Below are 25,265 nucleotides of genomic sequence, written 5' to 3'. Positions count from 1 at the left end.
GACCAATGAGGTGTTCATGCTGAATATGGATTTCTCCCAACGGGTGGTGATTCGAACTGCCGAGCAACCCTGGGTTGCCAGCCCCGCCGCCGGGGTTGAACGCAAACCCCTGGCCCGGGAGGAAGCCGAACGGGGGCACGCGACCAGCGTGGTGCGTTATCTGCCGGGCTCAGCCTTTGCCCGCCACGAGCATCCACTGGGCGAGGAAATTCTGGTACTCGAGGGGGTATTCTCGGATGAAACCGGTCACTACCCTGCAGGGACTTACCTGCGCAATCCACCGGGTAGCGGGCATGCGCCCTTCAGTGAACAGGGCTGTACCTTATTGGTAAAACTGCACCAGTTTGATAAACGGGATACCGCCACGGTTCGTGTCGATACCAACACCGCAGAATGGTTGCCTGGTATTGGCGGGCTGCAGGTAATGCCGCTGCATGAGTTCGAGCATGAGCATGTGGCACTGGTTAAATGGCCAGCCAATGAAGTATTTCAACCCCATCGGCATTTTGGTGGCGAGGAAATCTTTGTACTTAGCGGAGAGTTCTGCGATGAGCATGGCCGTTATCCCGAGGGAACCTGGTTACGTAGCCCACACCTGAGCCAGCATCACCCGTTTGTTGACCAGGAAACGGTCATCTGGGTGAAGACCGGTCACCTCCCCTTAGATTGATTTAACCAAAAGCGGCCCCTCGAGAGGGGCTGAAATAGAGCACTATCCCGACTACAACATCATCAGACACCACCTGGCTAAGAGGCGAGATTGGTGCGCCAACCGGGTTGGCCAAACTCATCACTGCCGAATCGTTCGTGGCCATTACCAATAGCCATCCCTTCACCAGCCGGCACTTCGAATACATGGTAGGCCTCTGGTCCGAAGGGATCGAGGGCGGTATCCAGGTACTCATAGGCATCTGGCACCGGCTCGCCGGACATGGCAACCCTGAATTGCCGTTCCACCATCGGGACCGTAACACTCAGAGGCTGCTGCACCCAGAGAAAAACAGCCTTCTGGGCGACCAGATACTCGCACCGAACCACCTTGCATCCCTCTCGCAGGGTCAACGTGGTCGGCTCTTTTCCAGGCTCAAGACGGAACTTGTGAATGGTTTTCATGGCGATACTCCTTCAGAGGTTGCCAGACACAATTCCACTATGCACCGCCAGAGACTTCGAGAAAATAAGATTTATTGAGCAGGAATCATCGATATTATCGAGGCTGATCAAAGCCGCTACAGATTGCCCGCACACCTTCATGGGCAACCTTCCGGCTTCGGGTGATGGCGTAGAGTTGATCGGTTACCGCTTTGACAGGAGCAATCTCCTCCACCTGATATTGGCGGCACACTTCCTCCTTTATCGCCGTTGGCGCCGCAAATACGCCCAACCCTTCCCGTCCGAACACCTTGATTAACGCGCTGTCGTCTACCCTGGCCACCAGGTCCATCCTGACATTGCTGATGGTCAGCCAGTTCATCAACTTCTGAAAATACGGCGCATCCGTGGCGTTGGCCAGCAAGGGCTGATGATTGAGAGAGGCCGGAAAGTCGTCCCGAAGCCGCCCAGCCATCTCCGGGGCGGCAAACAAACTGATGGTAGACGATGTCAGGGGATGAACCGCGAAGCGATCTGTGACCGCTTCGGTCTGAGGCATACGGTCTGTCAGCACGACGTCGAGTTCTTTGCGTTTGAGACTGAGCAGCAAATCTTCCGCGCGACCTGTCCGGCAATCCAGGTTGACTCGCCTGTTCAGCTTCAGAGCCGGCTGCAACAACTGAAAAGCAATCAGCTTATGAATTGACGCCGAAACGCCGGCCGCTAATCTCAGAGGGCGATCAGCGGGGGCCAGGCGCAAGGTTTCAGACAGCTCCCCAGTCAGTGCAAAAATGTCGTTGGCGTAGGACTGAACCAATTGCCCCAGTTCAGTCAGGACCAGACGCCGCCTTTCCCGGCTGAACAACTGCCCTCCGACTGATTCCTCGAACGTGGCAAGCTGGCCACTCAGGGTTTGCGGCGCAAGATCGAGCAGCTCGCTGGCTTTGGCAATCGAGCCCTCACGGCTGATGACCCAGAAATAATAGAGGTGCCTGAGATTGAGCTGATCCATGGCGTAAACCTAGTTTGTGGTGGCTCTTCGTGACCGCAGCAACCAAACCGACATCAACACACTGTGCAGCACCAATAATGGTACCGCCACCAGTAGCAGGCTTGCCCAGCCAACCGAAGCCAGTACAGCGCCAGCACTCAAGGCCGCTGTCGCCTGAGCCGTGAACACCATCATGTCATTCAGGCCCTGCACACGGAAACGCTCAGACTGCTGGTAACCCTGGGGCAATAGGGTTGTCCCGCCAACGAACAGGAAATTCCAACCCACGCCCAGCAGCAGTAACGCCCACAAATAATGATGAAAGCTGATACCGCTGGCCGCCAGCAGAATGCACGCCAGGTAGGCCAATAATCCCGCCGCCATCATCAAGGGGATGCCGACAACACGGGTCAGCCAACCAGAAATAAGAGACGGAAGATACATGGCCATAATGTGTAACTGAATAACCCGCTTGGCATCATCCAGATCATGCCCGGCCATTTCGGTCATGCTCAAGGGGGTTGCAGTCATGATAAAGCTCATCACCGCATAGCCGATGGCGGCGCCGCTGATAGCCGTCCACACCAGCGGATTTGCCAGTATCTCCCTGAGCGGGCGACCCCCGCCAACCACGGTTTCCGGGACCCGCTCTGCCTTGGCGCGATACCCAAACGCAAGAATGATAAACGCCAGGGCCTGAACAACGGCCAACCCGACCCAACTGTAAAGGAACGGGAAGGATTCAGATTTCCCACTGCCCAGGCTAGCTACTTCAGGCCCCAACCAGGCCGCAACCAGGCCTCCCAGCAGCACTCTTGCAGCTGCCGAGCCGGCTATGTCCGGCGCTACCGACTCCATCGCCGCAAAGCGATACTGGTGCACCACGGCCAGGCCCGAACCGCCCAGAACGGCAGCAAGGCACATCAGGGTAAAGTGCGATTGCCAGGAAGCGTACGCACCCAGCAAACCGGCGAGAATGCCTGCAAGTGCGCCGAAAAGCATCACCTGTTTGCGCCCTATCCGCTCCATCAACCATGTCGCCGGCTTTATGGCCAGAACCGTGCCGACCACTACCAGCCCGACCGGCAAGGTTGCCAACTCTGGCGCAGGCGCCAGCAGTCGTCCCTGAATAGAGCCAATAAATACGATAAAAGGCGCGGTGCACATGGCCAGCGCCTGGGCCGCCACCAGCACCCAGACATTCAACGGCATGAATTATTTCTTCCTGTAGATAATGCCGGGATGGCATTGAACCATTTCGTACAGATCAGGCAGGCCGTTCAGGGATTCAGAGGCACCCAGAATCAGGTAGCCGCCCGGATTCAGCGCCCCGTGCATGCGGGTAAGAATGTCCTTTTTGAGGTCTGCGGAAAAATAGATCAGCACGTTCCGGCACATGATGATATCGAATTTGCCGAGCATATACCGCTCAAGCAAGTTGAGTTCTTTGAACTCAACCATGGCCTTGATCTGCGGTTTGATCTGCCACCCGCCGTTAGGTGATGGCGTAAAAAACTGCTTCTGCCGCTCCGGGGAAAGCCCGCGACCTATCGCAATCATCTCATATTCACCCCGCCGGGCCACTTCCAGCACGCTTTTGGAAATATCGGTCGCGGTGATCTTTACGTCACGCAGCTTGCCGGGGCGAATGCGCCGGAATTCGTCCACCACCATGCCTACCGAGTAGGGCTCCTGCCCGGTTGAGCAGGCGGCAGACCAGACACGAAGCGGTTGGAGCGAATTGCGCTCGGCGAACTCCGGCAACAGCTTGTCCTGAAGAATACGGAATGGGTGGTTGTCCCGAAACCAGAGGGTCTCGTTGGTGGTCATGGCATCGATAACCAGCTCACGCAGGCCGCTGCGCCCCACCCGCTTCAAGCGATCGAGAAGCTCACCCAGTGAATTCAGGTTGTTCTCCTCAAGAATCCTGCGTAGACGGCTCTTCACCAGGTACTGCTTGTTGTCACCCAACAGAATGCCACAAGCGTCCTGCAGGAATGTCTTGAAGGCTTCGTATTCCTGAGGCGTAATTTCCGCTTTCATTGGATCTCTATCGTGGGTAAGTCCATGAGCCGAGGCATCAATTCTGGTCAATAATTTCCATCACGCGCTCGGCAAGCTCATCCGGGCTGAATTTCGCCATAAAATCATCGGCACCGACCTTCTGAACCATCGCCCGGTTAAAGACGCCACTCAGGGATGTATGGAGCATCACATACATGCCGCTGAGCGCCGGATTCTCTTTGATTCTGGTAACGAGGGTGTAACCGTCCATCTCCGGCATTTCCACATCGGAAATGATCAACGATAAGTGGTCTCGGGCAGTGGAACCATCCCCCGTAATCTCCTTGAGGTAGTTCAACGCCTGTTTACCGTCATTCTTGGTGACCACTTCCATTCCGATCGCGGTCAGGCAGCGCTCGATCTGGCGCCTCGCCACAGACGAATCATCAACAACCAGTACCGGCAAATGCCCGGGCACACGCTCGGCGCTGCGAGTTTTCAGCTCTTCGGTGACATCTTCCCTGAGCGGAGAAACTTCTGCAAGAATCTTTTCTACATCTATGATTTCTACAAGTTTGTCTTCAATTTTGGTGACCGCCGTCAAGTACACATCCTTGCCAGCCCCCTTGGGTGGCGGGAGGATATCTTCCCAGTTCATATTCATGATCCGGTCGACACCAGTCACCAGAAAGCCCTGAGTTTTACGGTTGTACTCGGTAATGATGACAAAGCTTGTTGCCAGCTCTTCCTGTGGAATGCCTGCCATGCCAATGGCCATGCTCAGGTCGATGATGGGGATGGTCTCGCCACGGATATGGGACACGCCCCGAACCACCTGGCGGCTGTTAGGAATCGATGACAATTTCGGGCATTGAAGGACCTCCTTCACCTTAAAAACGTTGATCCCGTATAGCTGCCGCCCCCGCAAACGGAACAACAACAGCTCAAGCCGGTTCTGACCAACCAGCTGCGTACGCTGGTTAACGCTGTCCAACACCCCTGCCATAACTTTCTACTCCCGGCATGCCAACGATCGGCACAGAATTTGCTCAGTTATTATTAAACAACTTGCTTACGCGAACCCGGACCAAAACATTGACGCCGGGTGTCCAATCAGGGTTAACGGCCCCAGCGCCATTTTCCTTAACGGAACTCGCGTAAATATGCCTAACTGACAGCATAGGACAAAGCAGTGCAGATGCGAACCATCTTTTTAGCGACCTTTTGCCTATCGACCCTGGGCCTGAATGCCGCGGCTGCGGCCACCACTGCAAGCGAGATACGCGATGCCGCCGGTCAATTTATCGAAACCTGGGCCGACGAGCAGCGCCAGCAACAGTACGAGGTGAACTTCACCGTCGGCAGCATCGACAGCCGGCTTAGCCTGGCTGCTTGCGAACAGGCACTCGAAACCGCGTTTACCAACGATCCCCTACGTACCACATCGCCATCGGTGATGGTGTCCTGTGCCGGGGAGCGGCCATGGCGGATGTTCGTCACAGCCAGTGTCGAAGTACACGGCCCTGCCCTTGTGGCGGCTCGGCCTCTGGCCCGCGGTGAGCGCATCAGCGGTGAACTTTTGCAGGAAAAACAGGTGCAGATCAACGCCAGCCGCCGGGGCATTCTCACAGATATTGAACAGGTATCCGGCATGCTGGTGAGGCGACCAGTTAATGCAGGGTCGCTGCTGACGCCAGATCTGCTCGAAGCTCCCAATGCCGTTGAGCGGGGCGATCATGTTATCATCACCGCCAAATCCGCGGTGTTCTCGGTCAGTTCCCGAGGCAAGGCGCTGGCCAGTGCCAGTGTCGGCGAGCAAGTGATGGTTGAGAATCTGCAATCAGCACGCACGGTTCGGGCAACGGTCACGGCTCCTGGCCGGGTGGAAATTGCCATGTAACGGAAAATCCGTGCCCAGCGGCAAATTTTTTCCGTTTTTTTCTAAAGGTCGGCTAAACGCTGCCGATAAGCAGATATAAACTCGATTCCGCCGCCTCTGAAGGTGGCCACAGGCAAGCAGGTATCCCTATGTCAGTTGACTTAAATGGAATTGGCCCCGGCCAGGTCAACACCACCAGAACCACGGCCGACAAAGCAACAGGTAGCCAGAGTACGCCCTCCACGGCTGGAGAGCAGGCAAAGGCTCAAAGCACGGCTGCCCGCGGCGACAACGTCAGTCTCAGCAATCAGGCCAAAAACCTGAAGCACCTGGAACAGAAACTGGGCGATTACCCGGAAATGGACGACGACCGCATTGCGCAGATTCGCGCAGCACTGGAAGATGGCACCTACAAAATTGATGCAGAGAAACTGGCCCAGAAAATGCTTGAGATGGATAAAAGCATTTTCGGGTGAGTAAAACATGGCTGCAATCATTGAATTGAAGACCCTTCTCTCAGAAGACATCCGCCAGCTTGAAACCCTGGCGGATCTTCTCAACCAGGAAAAACAACTCCTGGCGTCCTCCGACATCGCTCCGCTCCAGGAAATCACCACTCAGAAAAACAACATCCTGACGGATATCCGTGAGCGTGCGAAACAAAAGATCCGCCTGCTGGTGAACATGGGGTACCGACCGGATGCCGGCGAGCCCTCGAGGTTTATCCGTGCCGGTGGTATGGAAGACCTTTACCAACTCTGGAAAACCGCCGATGGGCGCCTTCGTGCCTGCCAGGAACTGAACCAGAACAACGGTCGTGTTGTCGGACACCTTCAAAAACGCCTGACGAGGCTCACGGACATCTTCCGTGGCGCCTCTGCCCAACAGAAGCTTTATGGCGCCAAGGGCGAACAAACCAGTGTATCCAGCGGCAACATTCTGGCCAGCGCCTGACCGACCCGGCAAACAAAAACGCCCGGATGAGCTATCCGGGCGTTTTTCGTTAGATTCACCTTACCCGTTCATTAACGGGTGTAGATCGTCATCTGGGAATCCGGATGAAACCGTATGTTGTGAATGCTGACGTTCCCCATGGATGGACTCTGATTGCCACTCACGCGGATATTGTCCATCCGGATCTCCTCAATCCGTTCGGGAAACGCCAGCCTCAAGGCGCCATCCTCTCGAATGGAATAGCGGGGCTCACCCTCCCTGTAGTGAACACCAGAGATGGTCAGGTCGGAATCGAGGAAACTGAGCACTGGCACAAAAATGTTGGCGGCCAGCTTGATTCCCTCTACTGAATCGAGTCCGGCGAGTTCCGGGTCATCAACCGCGCCGCCAGCATTTCCCGGCATTGCGGCAACCGTTTCAATACGCTCCAGCAAGCCCACACTGCTTTGAGCCGTTACGCCGGCCATATCGCTGTCAGACAGAGGCGCAAAGCCCCCCTTTTCATATAACTGACCGGCCTGCGCAGGCATGGATGCCGCGCTGGTATTGCCGGCCGCCAGCGACACCAACGGCTGAAACGGCAACGTCACCATGGTAACCAGCGCTGCCGCATTACGATAACGGGCCTGGTGTTTGAGAACGCGATGCAGTTCCTTGTCAGTCACCCAGCCAGCGGCGATCAACACTTCGCCCAGGCGCTGCCCGGTTTCCCGCTGCAACAACAACGCCTCGTCCAGCTGACCTTCCGACAAATAGCCACGATTGATCAACAACCGGCCAAGCCGGGACTTTTCTTCAAACCCCTTACGGATTCTCACTAGGCTCCTCCCGCATTCAGAGTGATCACCGTACAACCAGGCCCGGTATTGATAATGATTAAAGCGTAGCCCAATCCCCTGGCCTACGCTGTTCTGATTTGCACTTATTCAGGTAAGGATCTGTTAAGATCTTCGCTAATTTTGTTCTATCCGGATTGTCTCAGGATTCCTGATAACAACTGAAACTGTGAGAGCCTCTGAAATGACAAATACCGTAAAACCCGTATTAACTGTGATGTCCGTCCTGTTTGCCGCCATCGCTGCCCTGATGCTGGCCACTCCTATTCAGGCCGAAGAACTGCCGAAGGTTCGCTTTGTTACCTCTGAAGGGGCCTTTGAGCTTGAGTTGCGCCCTGACGTAGCCCCCAAAACCGTGGAGAATTTCCTCTCCTATGTCGAAGACGGATTCTACGACGGTACGATCTTTCACCGGGTGATTCCCGGCTTTATGATTCAGGGCGGCGGATTAACCGAAACCATGGCCCGCAAACAGACCAAAAACCCCATCGTTAACGAAGCCTCAGCAACCCTGCCTAATCTTCGGGGCACCGTGGCCATGGCCCGAACCAGCTCCCCAAACTCAGCAACCTCTCAGTTCTTTGTTAACGTCGCCAGAAACGATTTCCTGAATGCTGGTGTGCGTGGTGCGGGCTACGCGGTCTTTGGCAAAGTCACCGAGGGCATGGGCGTGATCGACAAGATTGCCGGCGTACAAACCGGACATCGCCAGGGCATGGCGGATGTTCCGGTTCAGGCCGTCGTGATCGAGAAAGTGACTCTGGTTAATATTGAAGACTGAGCCCTATGCACTCCCCCTGCCTGCCACCGGCCATGGAGCCGGCAGATCTTATCTGGCGCGACGGCGTACCCGAATCCACCCGGTTTGGAGACGTATATTTCAGCAGGGACAACGGCCTGGCAGAAACCCGGTATGTTTTTATCGGGCATAACCAGTTGCCGGAGCGGTTCCAGCAGGTGCCAGACACCGGCCACTTTGTGATCGCTGAAACCGGTTTTGGCACGGGCCTGAATTTTCTCGCCGCCTGGGCGGAATGGTTAAAGCAGCGCCCGGCCGATGACAACGCCATTCTGCACTTTGTGTCGGTAGAACGATTTCCCCTGCGCCGTCAAGACCTCGAAAAGGCGCTGTCGTACTGGCCCGAGCTAAGCCCCCTGGCAACGGAGCTTATCGAACATTACCCTCCACTGATCAAGGGCACTCACCGGCTGGTGCTGGCCGGAGGTCGGGTTCGGCTGACCCTGTATTTTGGCGATGTCCTGGATGCCTGGAAGGATCTCACTTTTTTCGCCGATGCCTGGTTCCTTGACGGCTTCGCCCCGTCGTTAAACCCGGACATGTGGCTGGACGATGCCATTGGTCTGATCACCAGCCATAGCAAGCCCGGAACGACCCTGGCCACGTTTACCGCCGTTGGCCGTGTGCGGCGCAGCCTTGCAGAGGCCGGCTTCGAGATCGCAAAAGTCCCCGGCTTTGGCCGCAAGCGGGAAATGCTTGCAGGTATATACGCGCCAGGGAATACCACTAATCAAGAGGCGAGAACTGGCACGGTTGCCGTTATCGGTGCAGGAATTGCCGGCACCCTGCTCGCCCGCAATCTGGCGGAACGGGGTGTACAGGTGCTGCTGCTGGACAAGGCGCCCCACGCCGGTTCTGCGGCATCTGGCAATCCCCAGGGCGCGCTCTATGTAAAACTTGGTGTGGAGTACAACGCACAGACTGAGCTTGCCGCAACTGCCCTCAGTTTCAGCCAACGTTTCTATCGGCCCTGGCAAAACCGCTTCTGGCACCCAACGGGGCTGCTGCAATTGGCGACCGATGATCAGGAAGCTGACCGCCAACGGCGGTTCTGCGAGCGCAATGAATACCCGGATAATCTGCTGGAACCCGTGGATGCAATCAGGGCGAGCGAACTGGCAGGGATTCCCGTCGATACTGGCGGTCTCTGGTTTCCCGGTTCTGGCTGGCTTGAGCCTGCAAAGGCCTGTCAGCAGCTGGCTGAGCACCCGCTGATCGAAACACGATTCAGTTACCAGGTCGTCAACCTTCTGCCATGTAACAATCAATGGTGTATCCGCAATCACTCTGGCGAAGACTGCCGCGCAGACGCGGTGATCATTGCCGGAGGCCACGAAAGCCCCGCCTTGGTGCCCGTAGCCGGGCAGCTCCGTTTGAAAGCGATCCGCGGTCAGGTTACTGAACTACCGGAGGCAAACTTCAACCTACCCCAAACGGTGATCTGCGGGACAAAGTATCTCAACCCTGTTCAAGGCGGCAGTGCAGTCACCGGGGCGACATTTGACCTTAAGGACGAGACCCCCTACCCAACCCCCGCAGGCCACCAGGAAAACCTTGACGAGCTAAAACGGATTCTGCCGTCTGTAACCAAAGAATCGGTGCCAGATCCCGATCAGCTGCAAGGGCGAGTGGCCTTTCGCTGTACCACGCACGATTACCAGCCTGTGGCCGGCCACATGCGGGACACAGAGGGGAACCACCTTAACGACCTGTATCTGCTGACCGGCCTGGGCAGCAAAGGGTTGGTCTGGGCACCCTTGCTGGCAGAATATCTGGCAGATGTTATCAGCGGCCAGCCCCACTGCTTGCCTGCGCCGCTCTCAAAGCGACTGGAAACGGGGCGGCTATACCGAACCTGACACTTACCCAGGCGTAATGAGGCCGGCCTACAGTTTTGTGACATTCAGCCGTTACCATTAGAGGAGCTGCTCTGCATTGGGATGTTGCAGCAGTCACATGGGAGAGTTAGTGGAATGTCTATTCACGTAAGTGAGCCGGGGCGACCAATCGGCACCCGATTGCCGGAAGCCTTGCGAAGCCGTCGCGTTGGCGACGTCACCGAGCTGACGGAATCCGGCGCGATTTCACCGGGCCACAGCGAGGCAACCGACGCGGAGTTTCAGCAAGCCGCTAACAGCGGCCGCCACCGTGCACTCCAGGAGTATGGCGCCGCAGCCGCCGGAGAACGGCGCGAGGAGCGTGTGTACCTGCCTGTTTCCGCCATTTGCTCACCGGCGCTGTACTCTGTACCCGCTACGGCTTCCATGGGTGAGGCCATGTCCAGCATGGAAGACAACAATGTGCACCATCTGGTCATCCTGGCCGACCACAACGTTGCAGGCCTGATTGACCTGCGCTGGCTACTCGCCTGGCTCCACGAAAACCCGTCACAAGCAGTAAGTCAGAGCCTGTCTCAGGTTGAACTGCCAGCTTTCCTGACCGCCTCTCCGGAAACCGACGCACACCAGCTCGCGCGGCTTATGCTTGCACACCAATTGAACGCGGCACTGATCGTTGACGCAAAAGGCCAGCCATCAGGCATTGTGACCAGTACCGACTACCTGAAGCTGTATGCCAGCGCCAGCCGGCAGGAGGGGACCGTCTAAGGCCTCCCCCCCCTTCAACGCCATTAAGGGTTCTCGGAGGTCAGTGCATCGCCCTCCGGGCTGAACAGTCTAATTGCCAGCTCACCACCGAGGTCTACCAACGCAGTAATTTCATCATCCCGATAGTTTTTCAGCCTTAACACATTCAACCCCTCAACATCAGGCTGAATGCGCCAGCTCCGATAAGCCGCTTCGTCATCACCACGATTCAGCCTTGCCAGGATTGCATGGCGGGTGGAGGGATTTCCAGCGCCTTCAGCGAAGACCCCGTCGGTGGAACCCGCAATGACCATATCGCCGTTAAACAGCAGGCCCTGGCTCAGCTCTACAATGGCAGTGTCATTCTGATCATTGGCCGACAATGCACTGCCTATGGCACCCGAGGTACTGTAACCGAGAGCAAACCCGGCCCGGCTGTTCACGCGTGTGCGAATAAGTTCGTCAGCATCATCTTCGTTAACTTCCATTCGATACTCAAAGGGGCCGTCACCAATCAGCCAGGCGCTACCATCGCCATAAAACCCGTGCCGCAGAACCTCGGCGGATTCTTCTCCAACCTGGTAAACCGACACTGTCCCCGAGGCGCTGCCACCGAAGAAAAAGGGGCCGGTAACCGCCGTGCCGTCGATCGATGATGGCGCAAAACCAAACAGCAGGGGGCTGAGAGCGGCCACACTGCCGCCCACCACATAGTCATCACCCTCAGAACCCACCTGGCGCGTCCAGGCGATCGTTGGTACCAGGGCATCGCCATCGGGTATCGTATCGATTCGGGTCAGGAATGCGTCGATACCGCCGGCCGACGACTCTCCATCCCATACGCCGTCGGTTTCACCCGCGATCGCAACATAGCCACTGCCAGGGTTGAGCCCTATCCATCGAACACGGTCATGCCCGGAGGTGCCCATCCGGAACAGGTCATCCCAGCGCAGCTGATACTCTCCATCACTTAGTCGATAAACGCCTACAATCACATTATCTCCGGCCCCGGCATCGCCTGAGCCAACCGGCTCGTCAGTAGTGAATGCCACGGCCATTTCATATCGGGTGACCCGGACCGTGTCTTCGGTGACCCGCCGCTCCGCCACATCCACGAACACATCGGGGCGGGCTGAGGCATCTGCGAGATCGGCAACAACTACGGGGTCGCCCAGCAGGGCGCCAGTCTGATCATGAATGCGCACCTGAACCTGGCCGTTGTTGCTCCCGGCGACAAAGTAGCGACCGCCATGACCAACGGTAAAGTCCGTCGCAACAAACCCGTCATTCCAGACAATAGACTCTTTCAGACGATTGAAGCTGAGCCTCAACAGGTTATCGCTGGCACCTCTGGCAAAACCTTCCCGGCCCGCCTGGAACCGGCTGTCTACCGCCAGGTTCGCAAATCGGTCGTGCAGGTCCTCCGGCGTTGAATAGCTCTCACTGGCACGGACCTCGAAAAGCAATTCATTCTGGCCAACGGGAAAGCTTAAGGTATCGTTCTCCACGCCTTCCTGCTCAATGACAAACTCGGTTCCCAGCCGTGCCGTGGAGCCTTGGGCGTGCGTCAAACGGACTTTGATGACGTCCTCCCTATCACCGGACAGCGTGGCCCGATATTGCCCGGTTGTACCGGTGTTCAACGTATCTCGCGGGCCGCCCTTCAGGGTTTCGATGGCAACCGTCGGTTCATTGTCACGAATGGTCAGGTTGGTTCGCACACCGGTGTCCGATGCGCCCAGGGAGGCAATGCCCGTGCGCACCTCGGTTAAATGAAGCTGCGCCAGTTCGGAAGGTTCGGGGATGGTGTCGTCAATGACTTCCAATGGAATGTAGCACTCGGTGATACCTGGCTCGAGGGTAATCAGCCCCCGATCCTTGATGCCAGCGTCGTTCTCGTAGTACTCGATGTAGGTCAGCTCCTCGCCCTGTTCATCCACCGGGAACGCGGTGTTGCTGCCCTGCGCGACAATGTCGTTACCGATAATGGCACGGCCGAGGTTGTCACTGCTGTATTCGCACCGCTGGTGCGGTGGGCTTTCCTCGTCGTCACACTTATTCTCATCGAATTCCGAGCGCAGCTCGAACGCGATGGAAACCCTTGTCACGGAGGGTTGGTCTAAAAGGACCTTTGCAAACACGCGATTGGTTGGCGAAGTAACTGCCTTGGACTCCTTAAACGAGCCATCCTCGTTGTACAGGTCAATCTCATAGTCATGCTCGCCGACCACATCCAGTGCAGGCAGTTCACAACGGGTTCGGGAGCTGTCGGGAATGTCCGGGCTCTCGCCCTCGGTGAACGACGGCGCCTCCAGCGTCACTACATTCCGTTTGACTTCAATATCAAAAGGCTGGAACCCGGCCATGCGGCCATCGGTGGTGACAATGTCGATGTTGTCGTTTCTGCCCAGGTCCGCCTCACCTCTCGCGCCCCCGGACAGTCCAGGAACGCCGCGCATGATGATGCCCTGGCGGGCTTTATTGCTGGTGTCTTCCAGCGCGAGCCAGGAGGGGGCGTTCGTCAGCGAGTAATCCAGAATGCTCTCGCCGCCATAGGCTCCCCAGTTGTAGTAATACTCAACCCCCAGGTAGGCCGTGGTCGGCGGCGCGCCAAGCAGCGTGGGCTGGTCGGGGTCTTTTTCGGTTTTACAGCCGGCAGACATCAGTGCGATCAGGGCCAGGCCAAGAAGACGGCCAGAGGAGGAGGTGCGGGGGAGCAGATCGGCGCGCATGCAAAAATCCGTTTCATGACGTTGTTGTTATGGCGGTGCCAGCGGGGCATAACGCTCCCGGTTTACACACCGTTACAGATCAACGCCATGTTAGCCAATTTGCGCCCTGCCGGATCTGCGCGAGTTCTCAGATTCACCGGCCGGGCCAGCATCAGCCTGCTACGCCATGCTCCTCTAAGAGGGCGAGAAGCCCCTCTTCATCCAGGACAGGCACTCCCAGCTGTTCTGCCTTGGTCAGTTTGGAGCCAGCAGCCTCACCCGCCACCACGCACGCGGTTTTCTTGGAAACGCTGCCCGCGACCTTGGCTCCCAGTTTCTCCAGTTTTTCCTTCGCCTGGTCCCGGGTCATCTGTGACAGGGTGCCGGTCAGCACCCAGGTTTCGCCGGCCAGGGGTTTGGCCTCGGCAGGGACAACCTGTTCTTCCTGCCAGCTTACCCCGGTGTCTTTCAAAGCCTGCAGGGTTTCCTGGTTGTGGGGCTGGTCGAAGAAACTGCGAATATGGCCGGCCACGATGGGACCAACGTCCGGTACCGCCTGCAGCGCCTCGTCATCGGCGGCTGAAATTGCCTCAAGGGTACCGAAATGCGATGCCAGGGACTTCGCGGTCGCCTCACCCACCTCACGAATACCCAGGGCGTAGAGGAACCGCCACAGCACCGGCTTACGGGCCCGGTCAATGGCCGCCACAAGGTTGCCTGCTGATTTATCCCCCATACGGTCAAGGCTGGATAACTGGAATTTGGTTAGTCGGTACAGGTCCGCGACGGTGTTCACCATGCCTTCATCCACCAGCACTTCAATCAGCCGGTCACCCAGACCTTCGATATCCATGGCCTTGCGGGAGGCGTAATGGCGAATGGCTTCCTTGCGCTGGGCGGGGCAGTACAGCCCCCCGGAACAACGGGCGACAGCCTCCCCTTCTATCTGGACGATGTCCGAGTCACAGACCGGGCATTGGCTCGGCATGACCACTTCCGCCGCGCCCTTCGGGCGTTTCTCCGGAACCACCTTCACCACTTGCGGAATGACATCTCCAGCGCGGCGTATGAACACCGTATCACCGATGTGCACATCCAGCCGGCGAATCTCGTCCATGTTGTGGAGTGTTGCGTTGGAAACGGTCACGCCACCCACAAACACCGGTTTGAGCCGGGCAACAGGCGTGACAGCCCCGGTCCTACCCACCTGGAACTCCACATCTTCAATAACGGTCAGTTCTTCCTGGGCGGGGAATTTGTGGGCAATGGCCCACCGGGGCGCCCTGGACACAAAGCCCAGCTGCTGCTGCAAATCCAGGCGATTCACCTTGAACACGATACCGTCTATTTCGTATGGCAGCGTGTCGCGCTTGGCCATCAGCTCCTGGTACGCCTCGAGGCACGCTTCAACCCCCTTGGCTTTGCGCATTTCCGGGTTAATACGAAACCCCCAGCCCCGAACCCGCTGCAAGCTTTCCCAGTGGGTTTCAGGCAGCAGGCTTTCGTCGGTGACCGCCATGCTGTAGGCACACAGCTCCAGGGGGCGCTTGGCGGTGACTGTTGATTTCTTCTGGCGCAGGCTACCGGCAGCGGCATTTCTGGGGTTTACAAAGGGCTTTTCGCCTTGCTCAGCGAGGCGCCGGTTCAGTTGCTCAAACCCCGCCTTGGGCATATAGACTTCACCCCGAACTTCCACCAGATCCGGATAGTCGTCGCCCCGCAAGGTCAAGGGGACTGACGGAATGGTGCGTATATTGGCCGTGATATCCTCACCGGTATAACCGTCGCCTCGGGTGGCGGCCCGAGTTAATACACCCTGCTCATAGTGCAGGCTGACCGCAAGGCCATCCAGCTTGGGCTCACAGACATATTCCACCGGATCCTCGGTTGCCAGGCGATCACGCACTCGGCGGTCGAAATCACGGAGCTCGTCGTCACTGAACGCATTGTCCAATGACAGCATGGGCAATCGATGGGTGATTTCTTCAAAGCTGGTTTCCGCGGCACTGCCGACCCGCCGGGTAGGCGAGTTATCTGTGGCAAGTTCCGGGTAGTCCGCTTCCAGTGTCTGGAGTTCACGGAACAGCCGATCGTATTCAGCATCGGGTATCCTGGGGTCATCCAGAACGTAATAGTAGTAATTGTGATCGTCCAGGGCGGCGCGCAACTGTTCCACGCGCTGCTGGATATCGGCAGAAACCTGGCTCATCGGATCGAATGTCCTGATTAAGTGTTATACCCGATGGGAACGCTGTTTACGTTCGAATTCACGGATGCGCTGCCGGCAGTGCTCGATCGTCTGCGGAGTCATTACGCTGCGGCGCTCGTCTTTCAGTTCACCGCCCATATTGCGCACAACGCACTGAGCGGTTTCGAGCATGAATTCGAAGGCCTGCATGGCATTGGATGGCCCGGGCAGGCTCATGAAGAAACTGATTCCGGGAGTGTTCAACGTTGGCATATCCTGGGGCCGGAAGGTTCCCGGCTCCACCGCGTTGGCAACGCTGAACTGCACTGGCGTGGTGGTGTCAGCACCTTCATGCCGGTGGTAGATGTCCATGTCGCCATGTTCAAGACCGCAGGCCTCAAACAGCTTTTTCAGTATCGTTCCCTGGAACTCCTCACCGTTACGCGCCAATACGTTAATCACCAGCACTTCCCTGGCTTCCGGGCGATTGGCTCCCGCCAACGGCTGATTTTTGCGTGGGCCCGGTGCCGCTTCCCGGCGAGCGGTATCTTCCTCAACCTCTGTGGTCAACACAGGAGGTTCTTTCGCTCGGGTTTTTGCTGCGGGACGAGATTTCGGTTCTGGTTCTGGTGCTGACTCCGGTGCCGGCTCCGGTTCTGGCGGCAGTTCGGGCTCTGATACCGGCCGGGCGGAGACTTCGTCGTCGTAGACCTCCTCAGCCTCACCCGCCGGTGGTTCTACTGAACGCTCGGAACGGCTATTCACGACTCTTGGCTCACCCAGGACACCATCGTCGATGTTGTCGTCGGTCGCGCCCCACCCCGATTCCAGCATAACGTCGTCATCGTCCGAACTGCCGAAATCCTCTGACGTGTCTCGCTTGAGGTAGCCCCGCTCTTCGAGGGTTCCCCTGGATACGGTTCGGGCTCCACCATTGGGAAGTTCTGGATTGTAATCATCATCGAGCGGGGAATCCTTCAGATCATCCGCGCCCATTCCGGAGGAAATCGCCATGGATTCCTTACGGGCCCGGCGCATCCGCCGAACACCATCAATGACGATTCCAAGAATAACCAGGGTACCTATGGCAATTAACCATTCCCTAAGTGACATAGTGCTGCTGTCCTGTTTGCAGTTCGGAACGTTGCTACTCTAAGAAAAGCCCGTAATGAATACAACGCACTCCGGGCCGAGATGGCGTTATTGTCATGGTTGACGGCTTTTTCGCCAACCCTCAAGCCTCCGCCAAGGCTGCCGCCTCGTCGACATCCACCGAAACCAGCCGGGAGCAACCCGGTTCGTGCATGGTGACGCCCATCAACTGGTCCGCCATTTCCATGGCGATCTTGTTGTGGGTAATGTAGATGAACTGTACCTGTTTGGACATCTCTTTCACCATATTGGCGTAACGGCCAACGTTGGCATCGTCCAGCGGGGCATCTACCTCATCCAGCATACAGAAAGGCGCCGGATTGAGCTGGAAGATAGAGAATACCAGGGCAATCGCAGTCAAGGCTTTCTCGCCACCGGACAGCAGGTGGATGGTACTGTTCTTCTTGCCCGGTGGCCGCGCCATGATCGCCACGCCGGTCTCCAGAAGGTCTTCGCCGGTCAGCTCCAGATAGGCATTGCCGCCACCAAACACCTTCGGGAACAACGCCTGCAGGCCACCGTTAACCTGATCGAAGGTTTCCTTGAAGCGCTGGCGGGTTTCCCGGTCTATTTTGCGAATGGCGGTATCCAGGGTTTCCAGGGCTTCCATCAGGTCGTTGTGCTGCTCATCCAGGTAGGTCTTTCGCTCACTCTGTACCTGATATTCCTCGATGGCTGCCAGATTAATAGCCCCCAACCGCTGGATACGGTTACCAACCTTCTCCAGTTCTTCGGCCCAGATTTTCTCATCGGCATCTTCCGGCAACTGGCCCAGCACTTCCTGGAGCTTTACATCCAGCTCCTTGAGCTGCTCGATGTGGTTACCAGACCGGATTTCGAGCGCCTGGGATTCCAAATTGAGCTTTTCGAGCCGCGCACGTACCTCACCCACCACATGCTCGGTGCGGCTTCTGCCCTGCTCCCGCTCCCGTACCTCGCGGTCAATGTCTTCCAGGGCGTCCCTGGCGGCCGAAAGCTTCTCCTCCTCCGCCAACCGGCGCTCCAAAAGCCCCTCGAGTTGAAGTTGCAGGTCTTCCAGTGGCTCTTCAGCGCTCTCTCGGCTTTCCCGGAGCATATCAAGACGCTCTTCCAGCCGTTCTTTCTGCATTTGCATGCGTTCTATGGTCTGCTTCAAACCATCGCGCTGGCTTTGCAATGACTGCAGTTGCAACTGCAACTGGTGGGCATGGTCCCGGTCGTGGCGGGCTTCCTGGCGGAGCCTGTCGAGATTCTCCCGCAAGGTATCACGCTGCTCCAGCAGCCGTTCTTTCTCTTCGTCACTGTCCTCGGTGGAAGCCAGCGCCAGGTTCCATTCTTCCCTCGCGGATTCGAGATCTTCCTTCTGCTGTTCCAGGTTTCCGGCCACATCTTCTATATCATCCCGGATACGGGCAAGGCGGGCATCAATCTGTTCAGCCCGGGCTTTCAGACCACTAACTTTTGAGGACAACGCACCGAGTTCCCGCTCAGCGTCACTCAAACGGGCCTGGGCTTCTTCCCTGGCCGACTCAGCACGCTCGCCCTGTTCCTGGAGCAACTCCAGTGCCTCGACCGCCTGCTCAAGCAGCTCTTCCGCCTCTTGCAGACGTGCCTCAAGCTCGCTCACTTTCTTCTGGCGCTCAATGACACCGATTTGCCCGGCTTCGGAGTCGGGCATCAAGACCCAATCGCGAGCAACCCAGACGCCTTCAGGGGTAATCAAGCTGTCACCGGCGGAAAGTTGGGACCGGCGCGCCAGTGCGTCACTGGTGGAGTCTGCTGTATCAATACCGGCAAGCAGATGACTGATGGCACCCACGCCATCCACCTTCGCCGCCAACCCTCCAGCAGGCCTTGGTTCAGTGCCCGAAGACACCAGCGCAAGGCCTTTTGGCGCGCTGTCCAGGGCGTCAACAAGGTGGTCAAAGCCCGGCAATGCAAGCCCCTGGCTGAACCGGCCAATCACCTGCTCTACCGCAAATTCCCAGCCATCTTCAATACGCAATGCGGCGGCGACCCTGGGCGCATCCGACAAACCGTTATCCCGCAACCAGCCCTGCAAGGTGTCGTCATGGCCGCCCATCTGTTCATCCAGCAAGGCCGTTTGGGAGTCCAGGGCCGCTTTCAGGCTATGCACCTGTTGCCGGCGTTCGGCCACAGCCTGCTCTGCTTCCCGCAGCTTCTGCCGGCTCTGGTATACGTCATCCTGCAGTGTCTGAATGCGCTCCGCTGCCTCTTCACGCTGTAGCTCGAGGGTTTCCTGCTGTTCGAGCAGCTCATCAAGTTCCGCCCGGTCCAGCTGCTCTTCCAATAACACCTGTTCGTCCAGCAGTTTGCCGTGACGGTTCTGTAGTTGGGCAATAGCGTCTTCCAGCGACCGGATTCGGGATTGGGCGAGTTCCGCCTGGCGCCGAGCGTCGGATGACCGGGTGCTGAACTCCTCCCACCGGTGCTGCCAGTCACTCATGGCGTCTTCGGCCAGCTGGAGTTTTTCTCCAGACTCTTCAGAACGCATAGCCAGATCTTCCTGCTCCGGCTCAATCATATCGAGCTCTTGCTGAATACCTGCCAGCTTTTCTTCATCCTGCTCAAGCTCGCGCCCGAGCTCACGCTGGTTAGCCATGGCCTGATCCAGCTCTGCGGCGGTCTGGCGGCTACGCTCCCTCTGGTGCTCCAGGCTTTGTTCGATCCGGGCAATATCGGCGCCGGCTTCGTAGTAGCGTGCCTGGGCCCGATTGAAAAGTTCGGTGCGTTCGTGGTGGTCTTCCCGAAGCGATTCCAGGGAGGTTTCGAGATTAACCCGTTCGGTCAGCAGTTTTTCCAGCTCGAGTTCGGTATCCCGAATCTTTCCACGCCAGGACTGTAAGTCATTATCCAGCGCCTGCCAGCGCAGCACCGTAAGCTCGGCCTTTTTCTGCCGTTCTTCCTGCTTGTAGGCCTTATACTTCTCGGCCGCGGCCGCCTGCCGCTCCAGATGCTGCAACTGGCGCCCTAGCTCCTCGCGGAGGTCGGTAAGCCGTTCCAGGTTCTCCTGGGTGCGCTTGATCCGGTTCTCTGTCTCGCGCCTTCGTTCCTTGTATTTGGAGATTCCCGCGGCTTCCTCGATGTATACGCGCAGCTCTTCAGGCTTCGCCTCAATCAACCGGGAAATCATGCCCTGCTCGATGATTGCGTAGCTACGAGGGCCAAGGCCGGTGCCCAGGAACAGATCGGTGATGTCCCGGCGGCGACATTTGGCGCCATTCAGGAAGTATTCCGATTGCCCCTCACGGGACACACGGCGCTTGACCGAAATTTCGTTGAACTTGACGAATTCACCAGGCGCGGTGCCATCACCGTTATCGAACACCAGTTCGATAGACGCCTGGCCGACAGGCTTACGGGCACTTGAGCCGTTAAAGATGACGTCCGTCATGGACTCGCCGCGCAGATACTTGGCGGAGCTTTCACCCATCACCCAGCGCACGGCGTCGATGATGTTGGACTTGCCACAACCGTTTGGCCCCACCACCGCCGTCATGTTGGACGGGAATGGCACCGTAGTGGGATCAACAAACGACTTGAAGCCAGCCAGCTTGATGGACTTGAGCCTCATATCAGGCGTTCTCCTCCGTGAGAATGCTCAAAACCTGTGCTCTCTGGTGTTCGCCGAAATCCTGGATAACCCGCTCCAGGAGAGCTGAATCGCCCTTAACCGCCGCATCTGCCAGATGACGGAAGAAAGTGCCGGTTTCGGCGATCTCACTTCTGAAATGCTCAAGGGCTACGTAATAGGTGCGGCTGATGGCGGGCCGGAAATTCTCAAGGGTTTCTTCAAGAAACGGGTTTTCGACCAATCGGTAGGCGTAACGCATGACGCCGAAGCCGGCGTCTATGACCTGTTCCGCGGCATCAGTGGCATTGGAATTGAGTGCATCAATGACCGCCTGAAGCTCCTTGACCTGGCTCATCACGCCACCAAGCTCGGAACCGGACCACCGCTCCAGCACTTTGCGCCCGAGCATGCATAGCAGATCGATGTAGATATCGTACAGGGCGTTGACCGAACCCGGGGTCAGGTCAGACACCACCGCCCCCCGGCGCGGAAAGATTTCCACCAGGTGGCGGCGCTCAAGTATCAGCAGCGCTTCGCGCACCGAGCCACGGCTGACATTCAGCTCACCGGCCACCTTCAGTTCCTGAATCCGCTCCCCCGGCTTGAGATCACGAATGATGATCCGTTGGCCGATATGCTGCGCGATTTGCTCTGAAAGGCTCTCCGGTGCCTGAAATCTCATAAACCTGATGCTCTCTTATTATGACAGGACATGGTCAAGCGCAGAAGTTTATCACAGCCTCCGGCCAGCCCCACCCCTTGTCTGACATTTTGATTGCAGGTTTTGCACCAGCGGCAATGCCCTGCCGGAAAAATGGCGCTTTCGGACAATCACCCTGTCAAAACCTCAAAATAAAATAAAGAAAGCATCATATTCCATTGTTTATAATACCTTTATTTTCAATGGCACAGTTCATGCTGATGAGACTGTAACTACACCCGTTTCCAGAAGCAGAGCGAGCCATTGTGAAAAACCTGACTTCGATTCAGCCGTCAAAGACGCAGCCGGCCAGGCTGGCCGCCCTGAAGCAGTCGTTTCATGACTGGAACCAGTCCCCTGATGTTCTTGCCAAGATGGCAAAACGGCTGTCTACCACCCTGTCACTGGAAACCCAACTAGGCATCATCGCAGAGGAAATTGCACAAACCATCCCGTTTGATGCCCTCAATTACCGGCATCGGATTGCCCGGCAGGATTTTGTGTTCTCAACCGGTATGGGCGGGCCCCATCGCTGCGAATACCGCCTCACGCTGGAAGGTAGTTACTATGGCACGCTCGCCTTTCATCGCCGGCAAAAGTTTACAGACGAAGAACTTACTGGCCTGGAGATGATGCTCTCGGCAGCCATCTGCCCAATGCGCAACGCCTGCCAGTACATTGCCATTGAGCAAGCCGCGTTGACCGACGCCCTGACCGGCATTGGTAACAAACGTGCCCTTGACGAAGCTCTGCTGCGGGCAAGCGCTCTGGCCGACCGGCATGGCGCGCCCTGGAGTCTCATCCTGTGCGACCTGGACCACTTCAAACTGATCAATGACAACCACGGGCACGTGGTTGGGGATCATATCCTGTCCAGAACCGCAGAAAAGCTGGAACAAGCCATTCGAAATTCAGACACCGTGTATCGATTTGGCGGGGAAGAATTTGCCGTATTACTGCCTCACACCAGTGAGCAGGAGGCCCGGGAGGTTGCCGAGCGCATTCGCCTGGCGATCGAAAGTATTCGGGTGGATGGTGGTGAGACGCCACTGACGGTTACCGGCAGCTGCGGTGTGGCAACCCACCTTGCAGACGAGGCGCCGGAGCAGTGGCTGGCCCGGGCAGACGAAGCGTTATATCGGGCGAAAGCACAGGGCCGCAACTGCACCCGCGTTTTCGCCAGTATTTCCTGAGCGACAGTTGGGGGGCTTATTCGCCCCGATTGTTACGAGCCGGCTTCTTTGCGCCTGACCTTGCTTTGCGGTCATCACGCTTTGGCTTGGCGGGCGCAGAGTCGCTGACCTGCCAGGTTCCCTTGCGGGCACGCTGCAGAGACTTTCCGGGACTTTTTCGTCGCCTGCGATCGTGAGCCGCCTGCTCACCGGGGGTCTTTTGCGGAATATCCACCGCAGACAGCCCGACGGCCTTGCTCAGGGCATCCACACCTTTCTGATCCAGCTCTTCCCATTTGCCCAGGGTAAGACGGCTTGGCAGGAAAATTGGCCCATAGCGCACCCGCTTGAGCCTGCTGACCCTAACCCCCTGGGACTCCCACAGGCGCCTGACTTCGCGGTTCCGCCCTTCCATCAGGGTCACGTGGAACCACTGGTTGATGCCGCTGCCACCAGCGGAAGCCAGGTCGGAGAACTTGGCCGTGCCATCATCCAGTAACACACCTTCCAGCAAACGCTGCTGCATGGCGTCGTCTACCTCACCAAATACCCGCACGGCATATTCCCGGTCAATCTGGCTCGACGGGTGCATCAACCGGTTGGCAAGCTCACCGTCGGTTGTGAACAACACCAGCCCGGTGGTATTGATATCCAGCCGCCCGATGGCGATCCAGCGCTGGTCTTTCAGGCGTGGCAAGCGGTCAAATACCGTTGGCCTGCCTTCCGGATCTTTCCGGGTGGTGACTTCGCCCTCGGGCTTGTTGTAAATCAGCACCCTGCGAACCACCTGGGCGGCGGCTGACACATCCAGCTGCTTTCCATCCAGCTCAAAACGGTCGTCCGTAGTGGCTTTCTGGCCTGGCTCCGCCGGCTGGCCGTTAACCTGTAACCGCCCGGATTCCATCCACCCTTCAATCTCCCGGCGAGACCCAACACCCGCTCTTGCGAGCAGTTTCTGAATGCGTTCAGGGCCCGCCGTCAGAGCCTTATCGCCCTGAGATGCTCGGGTTCTGGAACCTGGTTTTCCAGGGCCTTGTTTTCCGGGGCTAGATGCCGCCATGTAATACGTCCTTAGCGATTAACCGATGTCTTTTGACATCAGTGAAGTGTCTGTTCCGATTCAGCAGCCTGGCTGTCTCCGGGTTGTCCGGGGTCGTCACTGCTGTCATTTTGGGATGATTCAAACTGAATCTCCCCCTGTATGTTTCGTTCGATCTCCCGGCCAATTTCCTCGAGATCACGAACCTCAGACAGCGGTGGCAGCTCATCCAGCCCTGTCAGGTTAAAATAATCCAGAAACTGTCGGGTGGTGGCGTACATTGCAGGGCGACCCGGCACATCACGATGGCCAACAACCCTTACCCACTCTCGCTCAAGCAGGGTACGAATGATATTGCTGCTTACCGTAACACCGCGAATATCTTCAATTTCACCCCGGGTGATTGGCTGCCGATAGGCAATCAGGGCCAGGGTTTCGAGCAGTGCCCGGGAATACCGTTGGGGTTTTTCCTCGAACAAGCGACCAACCCAGGGTGCCAGCTCTTCCCTCACCTGCAGTCGATAACCGCTGGCCACCTTTTTCAGCTCAAAGCCTCGTCCCTCGCAAGCTTTGTCCAGCTGCACCAGCACGTGCTCCATCACCTGGCGGGATGGCCGCTCATCTTCCACAAACAATTCTCTGAGCTGTTCCAGCGACAAGGGCTTTCCAGCCGCCAGCAGGGCCGCTTCGGCAATCGCCTGAACACGCGCAAGATGTTCTTCGTTCATAATCTGGCCTTCACCTAGCTGGCAGCCCGGGCACGTACGTGAATCGGGCCCAGCACCTCTGCCTGTACAATTTCAATCAGCTGCTCTTTCACCAGTTCGAGCGTTGCGAGGAACGTCACCACCACACCCAGCCGCCCTTCCTCAATGGTAAACAGGCTTTCAAACGTGACAAACCGGTCGCCCTGAAGCACTGAGAGAATGTGAGACATTCGCTCGCGGGTCGACAGCCGCTCTTTCTCAACATGGTGACTGGTGAATAGATCCGCCCGTTTCAGCACGCCATGCAAAGCCAACAAAAGCTCCCGCATATCCACTTCCGGGTGGGGCTGAGACGAAGGCAGCTTCGGCAAGGCGGCTGACGCTGCAAAAATGTCACGCTCCATACGCGGCATTTCATCGATATCTTCGGCAGCCTTCTTGAACCGCTCGTACTGCTGCAACCGGCGAATCAGCTCCGCCCTGGGGTCCAGTTCCTCGTCATCGTCGGTTTCATGGCGGGGAAGCAGCATTCGGGATTTTATCTCTGCCAGCGTGGCCGCCATCACCAGGTATTCAGCCGCTAGCTCAAAGCGCATGGCTTCAACAGCGCCGATGTAGTCCATGTACTGGCGGGTGATTTCACTCACATCAATATCAAGGATGTTCATGTTTTGCCGGCGTATCAGATACAACAGCAAATCAAGGGGACCCTCAAAAGCCTCCAGAAACACCGCCAGGGCATCGGGAGGAATGTAGAGATCCTTGGGGATATCCACCAACGGCTTGCCGGAAACCAGAGCCAGAGGCACCTGCGCGCCGGCCTCAGCCGCGGCGTGTGTCAACTCGTCAGTCTCGTCGGTCATGGCCTCTCCAGCCGTTGGC

The 25,265-nt window shown here is 57.5% G+C and carries 22 protein-coding genes; 8 read left to right on the top strand and 14 right to left on the bottom strand.

The features are described from left to right. The first annotated feature begins 16 nt into the window (after positions 1-16). A complete protein-coding gene (locus J122_RS10130) occupies positions 17-670 on the top strand; it encodes a cupin domain-containing protein (protein WP_061332203.1) in 654 nt (217 codons plus the stop codon). 77 nt (positions 671-747) lie between these two features. Here J122_RS10130 and J122_RS10125 read toward each other — a convergent pair whose 3' ends face one another. The 5 genes from J122_RS10125 to J122_RS10105 all read right to left on the bottom strand — a co-directional run bounded on the left by J122_RS10125 (position 748) and on the right by J122_RS10105 (position 5,093). Then, the gene (locus J122_RS10125; protein WP_061332202.1) at positions 748-1,113 is read right to left on the bottom strand and encodes a hypothetical protein; all 366 of its coding nucleotides are present in this window, start codon (positions 1,111-1,113) and stop codon (positions 748-750) included. Positions 1,114-1,207: 94 nt separating this feature from the next. Next, positions 1,208-2,104 (bottom strand): LysR family transcriptional regulator, encoded by an 897-nt coding sequence (locus J122_RS10120; protein WP_061332201.1) that lies wholly within the window; start codon positions 2,102-2,104, stop codon positions 1,208-1,210. A gap of 9 nt (positions 2,105-2,113) precedes the next feature. Further along, positions 2,114-3,295, bottom strand: coding sequence for an MFS transporter (locus J122_RS10115; RefSeq protein WP_061332200.1), 1,182 nt, complete (start codon positions 3,293-3,295; stop codon positions 2,114-2,116). A gap of 3 nt (positions 3,296-3,298) precedes the next feature. Next, on the bottom strand, positions 3,299-4,126 hold the full coding sequence (locus J122_RS10110; protein WP_061332199.1) for a CheR family methyltransferase: 828 nt from the start codon (positions 4,124-4,126) through the stop codon (positions 3,299-3,301). A 37-nt stretch (positions 4,127-4,163) separates the two neighbouring features. Continuing rightward, positions 4,164-5,093, bottom strand: coding sequence for a chemotaxis protein CheV (locus J122_RS10105; protein WP_061332198.1), 930 nt, complete (start codon positions 5,091-5,093; stop codon positions 4,164-4,166). A gap of 192 nt (positions 5,094-5,285) precedes the next feature. Here J122_RS10105 and flgA point away from each other — a divergent pair, with 192 nt between their 5' ends. The 3 genes from flgA to J122_RS10090 all read left to right on the top strand — a co-directional run bounded on the left by flgA (position 5,286) and on the right by J122_RS10090 (position 6,920). Continuing rightward, positions 5,286-5,987, top strand: a complete 702-nt coding sequence (gene flgA, locus J122_RS10100) for a flagellar basal body P-ring formation chaperone FlgA (RefSeq protein WP_197463836.1) — start codon at positions 5,286-5,288, stop codon at positions 5,985-5,987. 128 nt (positions 5,988-6,115) lie between these two features. Next, positions 6,116-6,442, top strand: a complete 327-nt coding sequence (gene flgM, locus J122_RS10095; RefSeq protein ID WP_061332196.1) for a flagellar biosynthesis anti-sigma factor FlgM — start codon at positions 6,116-6,118, stop codon at positions 6,440-6,442. A gap of 7 nt (positions 6,443-6,449) precedes the next feature. Continuing rightward, positions 6,450-6,920 (top strand): flagella synthesis protein FlgN, encoded by a 471-nt coding sequence (locus J122_RS10090; RefSeq protein WP_061332195.1) that lies wholly within the window; start codon positions 6,450-6,452, stop codon positions 6,918-6,920. 71 nt (positions 6,921-6,991) lie between these two features. On the opposite strand, the gene J122_RS10085 is transcribed toward J122_RS10090, so the two are convergent. Then, on the bottom strand, positions 6,992-7,738 hold the full coding sequence (locus tag J122_RS10085; RefSeq protein WP_061332194.1) for a hypothetical protein: 747 nt from the start codon (positions 7,736-7,738) through the stop codon (positions 6,992-6,994). Positions 7,739-7,940: 202 nt separating this feature from the next. Between J122_RS10085 and J122_RS10080 the strand changes: the two genes are divergently transcribed. The 3 genes from J122_RS10080 (at position 7,941) to J122_RS10070 (ending at position 11,161) form a co-directional block, all read left to right on the top strand. Then, complete coding sequence (locus J122_RS10080) at positions 7,941-8,537, top strand: peptidylprolyl isomerase (RefSeq protein ID WP_061332193.1); 597 nt, start codon at positions 7,941-7,943, stop codon at positions 8,535-8,537. Between the two features lie 5 nt (positions 8,538-8,542). After that, positions 8,543-10,414: a bifunctional tRNA (5-methylaminomethyl-2-thiouridine)(34)-methyltransferase MnmD/FAD-dependent 5-carboxymethylaminomethyl-2-thiouridine(34) oxidoreductase MnmC gene (mnmC, locus tag J122_RS10075; RefSeq protein ID WP_061332192.1), complete on the top strand. Its 1,872-nt coding sequence runs from the start codon at positions 8,543-8,545 to the stop codon at positions 10,412-10,414. A gap of 114 nt (positions 10,415-10,528) precedes the next feature. Beyond that, positions 10,529-11,161: a CBS domain-containing protein gene (locus J122_RS10070; protein WP_061332191.1), complete on the top strand. Its 633-nt coding sequence runs from the start codon at positions 10,529-10,531 to the stop codon at positions 11,159-11,161. Between the two features lie 23 nt (positions 11,162-11,184). Here J122_RS10070 and J122_RS10065 read toward each other — a convergent pair whose 3' ends face one another. The 5 genes from J122_RS10065 to J122_RS10045 all read right to left on the bottom strand — a co-directional run bounded on the left by J122_RS10065 (position 11,185) and on the right by J122_RS10045 (position 21,447). Continuing rightward, entirely contained in the window at positions 11,185-13,872 is a 2,688-nt protein-coding gene (locus J122_RS10065; RefSeq protein ID WP_061332190.1) for a hypothetical protein, read from the bottom strand. Between the two features lie 151 nt (positions 13,873-14,023). Continuing rightward, positions 14,024-16,060: an NAD-dependent DNA ligase LigA gene (gene ligA, locus J122_RS10060; protein WP_061332189.1), complete on the bottom strand. Its 2,037-nt coding sequence runs from the start codon at positions 16,058-16,060 to the stop codon at positions 14,024-14,026. Between the two features lie 24 nt (positions 16,061-16,084). Next, positions 16,085-17,152 (bottom strand): cell division protein ZipA, encoded by a 1,068-nt coding sequence (zipA, locus tag J122_RS10055; RefSeq protein ID WP_061332188.1) that lies wholly within the window; start codon positions 17,150-17,152, stop codon positions 16,085-16,087. Positions 17,153-17,273: 121 nt separating this feature from the next. Continuing rightward, a complete protein-coding gene (gene smc, locus J122_RS10050; protein ID WP_061332187.1) occupies positions 17,274-20,765 on the bottom strand; it encodes a chromosome segregation protein SMC in 3,492 nt (1,163 codons plus the stop codon). Between the two features lies 1 nt (position 20,766). Then, positions 20,767-21,447, bottom strand: coding sequence for a GntR family transcriptional regulator (locus tag J122_RS10045; RefSeq protein WP_061332186.1), 681 nt, complete (start codon positions 21,445-21,447; stop codon positions 20,767-20,769). Between the two features lie 284 nt (positions 21,448-21,731). Here J122_RS10045 and J122_RS10040 point away from each other — a divergent pair, with 284 nt between their 5' ends. Further along, positions 21,732-22,658, top strand: coding sequence for a GGDEF domain-containing protein (locus tag J122_RS10040; protein ID WP_061332185.1), 927 nt, complete (start codon positions 21,732-21,734; stop codon positions 22,656-22,658). A gap of 16 nt (positions 22,659-22,674) precedes the next feature. Here J122_RS10040 and rluB read toward each other — a convergent pair whose 3' ends face one another. The 3 genes from rluB to J122_RS10025 are packed head-to-tail and all read right to left on the bottom strand — an operon-like array spanning position 22,675 to position 25,246. Further along, positions 22,675-23,697 (bottom strand): 23S rRNA pseudouridine(2605) synthase RluB, encoded by a 1,023-nt coding sequence (gene rluB / locus J122_RS10035; protein WP_061332184.1) that lies wholly within the window; start codon positions 23,695-23,697, stop codon positions 22,675-22,677. A 38-nt stretch (positions 23,698-23,735) separates the two neighbouring features. Continuing rightward, positions 23,736-24,404 (bottom strand): SMC-Scp complex subunit ScpB, encoded by a 669-nt coding sequence (scpB, locus tag J122_RS10030; protein WP_061332183.1) that lies wholly within the window; start codon positions 24,402-24,404, stop codon positions 23,736-23,738. Positions 24,405-24,418: 14 nt separating this feature from the next. Beyond that, complete coding sequence (locus J122_RS10025; protein WP_061332182.1) at positions 24,419-25,246, bottom strand: segregation and condensation protein A; 828 nt, start codon at positions 25,244-25,246, stop codon at positions 24,419-24,421. Positions 25,247-25,265: the final 19 nt, after the last annotated feature.

It is taken from the genome of Marinobacter excellens LAMA 842 (assembly GCF_001574445.1).
GTDB lineage: Bacteria > Pseudomonadota > Gammaproteobacteria > Pseudomonadales > Oleiphilaceae > Marinobacter > Marinobacter shengliensis.
The sequence above is the reverse complement of the archived record's forward strand: the minus strand, read 5'-3'. Positions and strand labels throughout refer to the sequence as shown.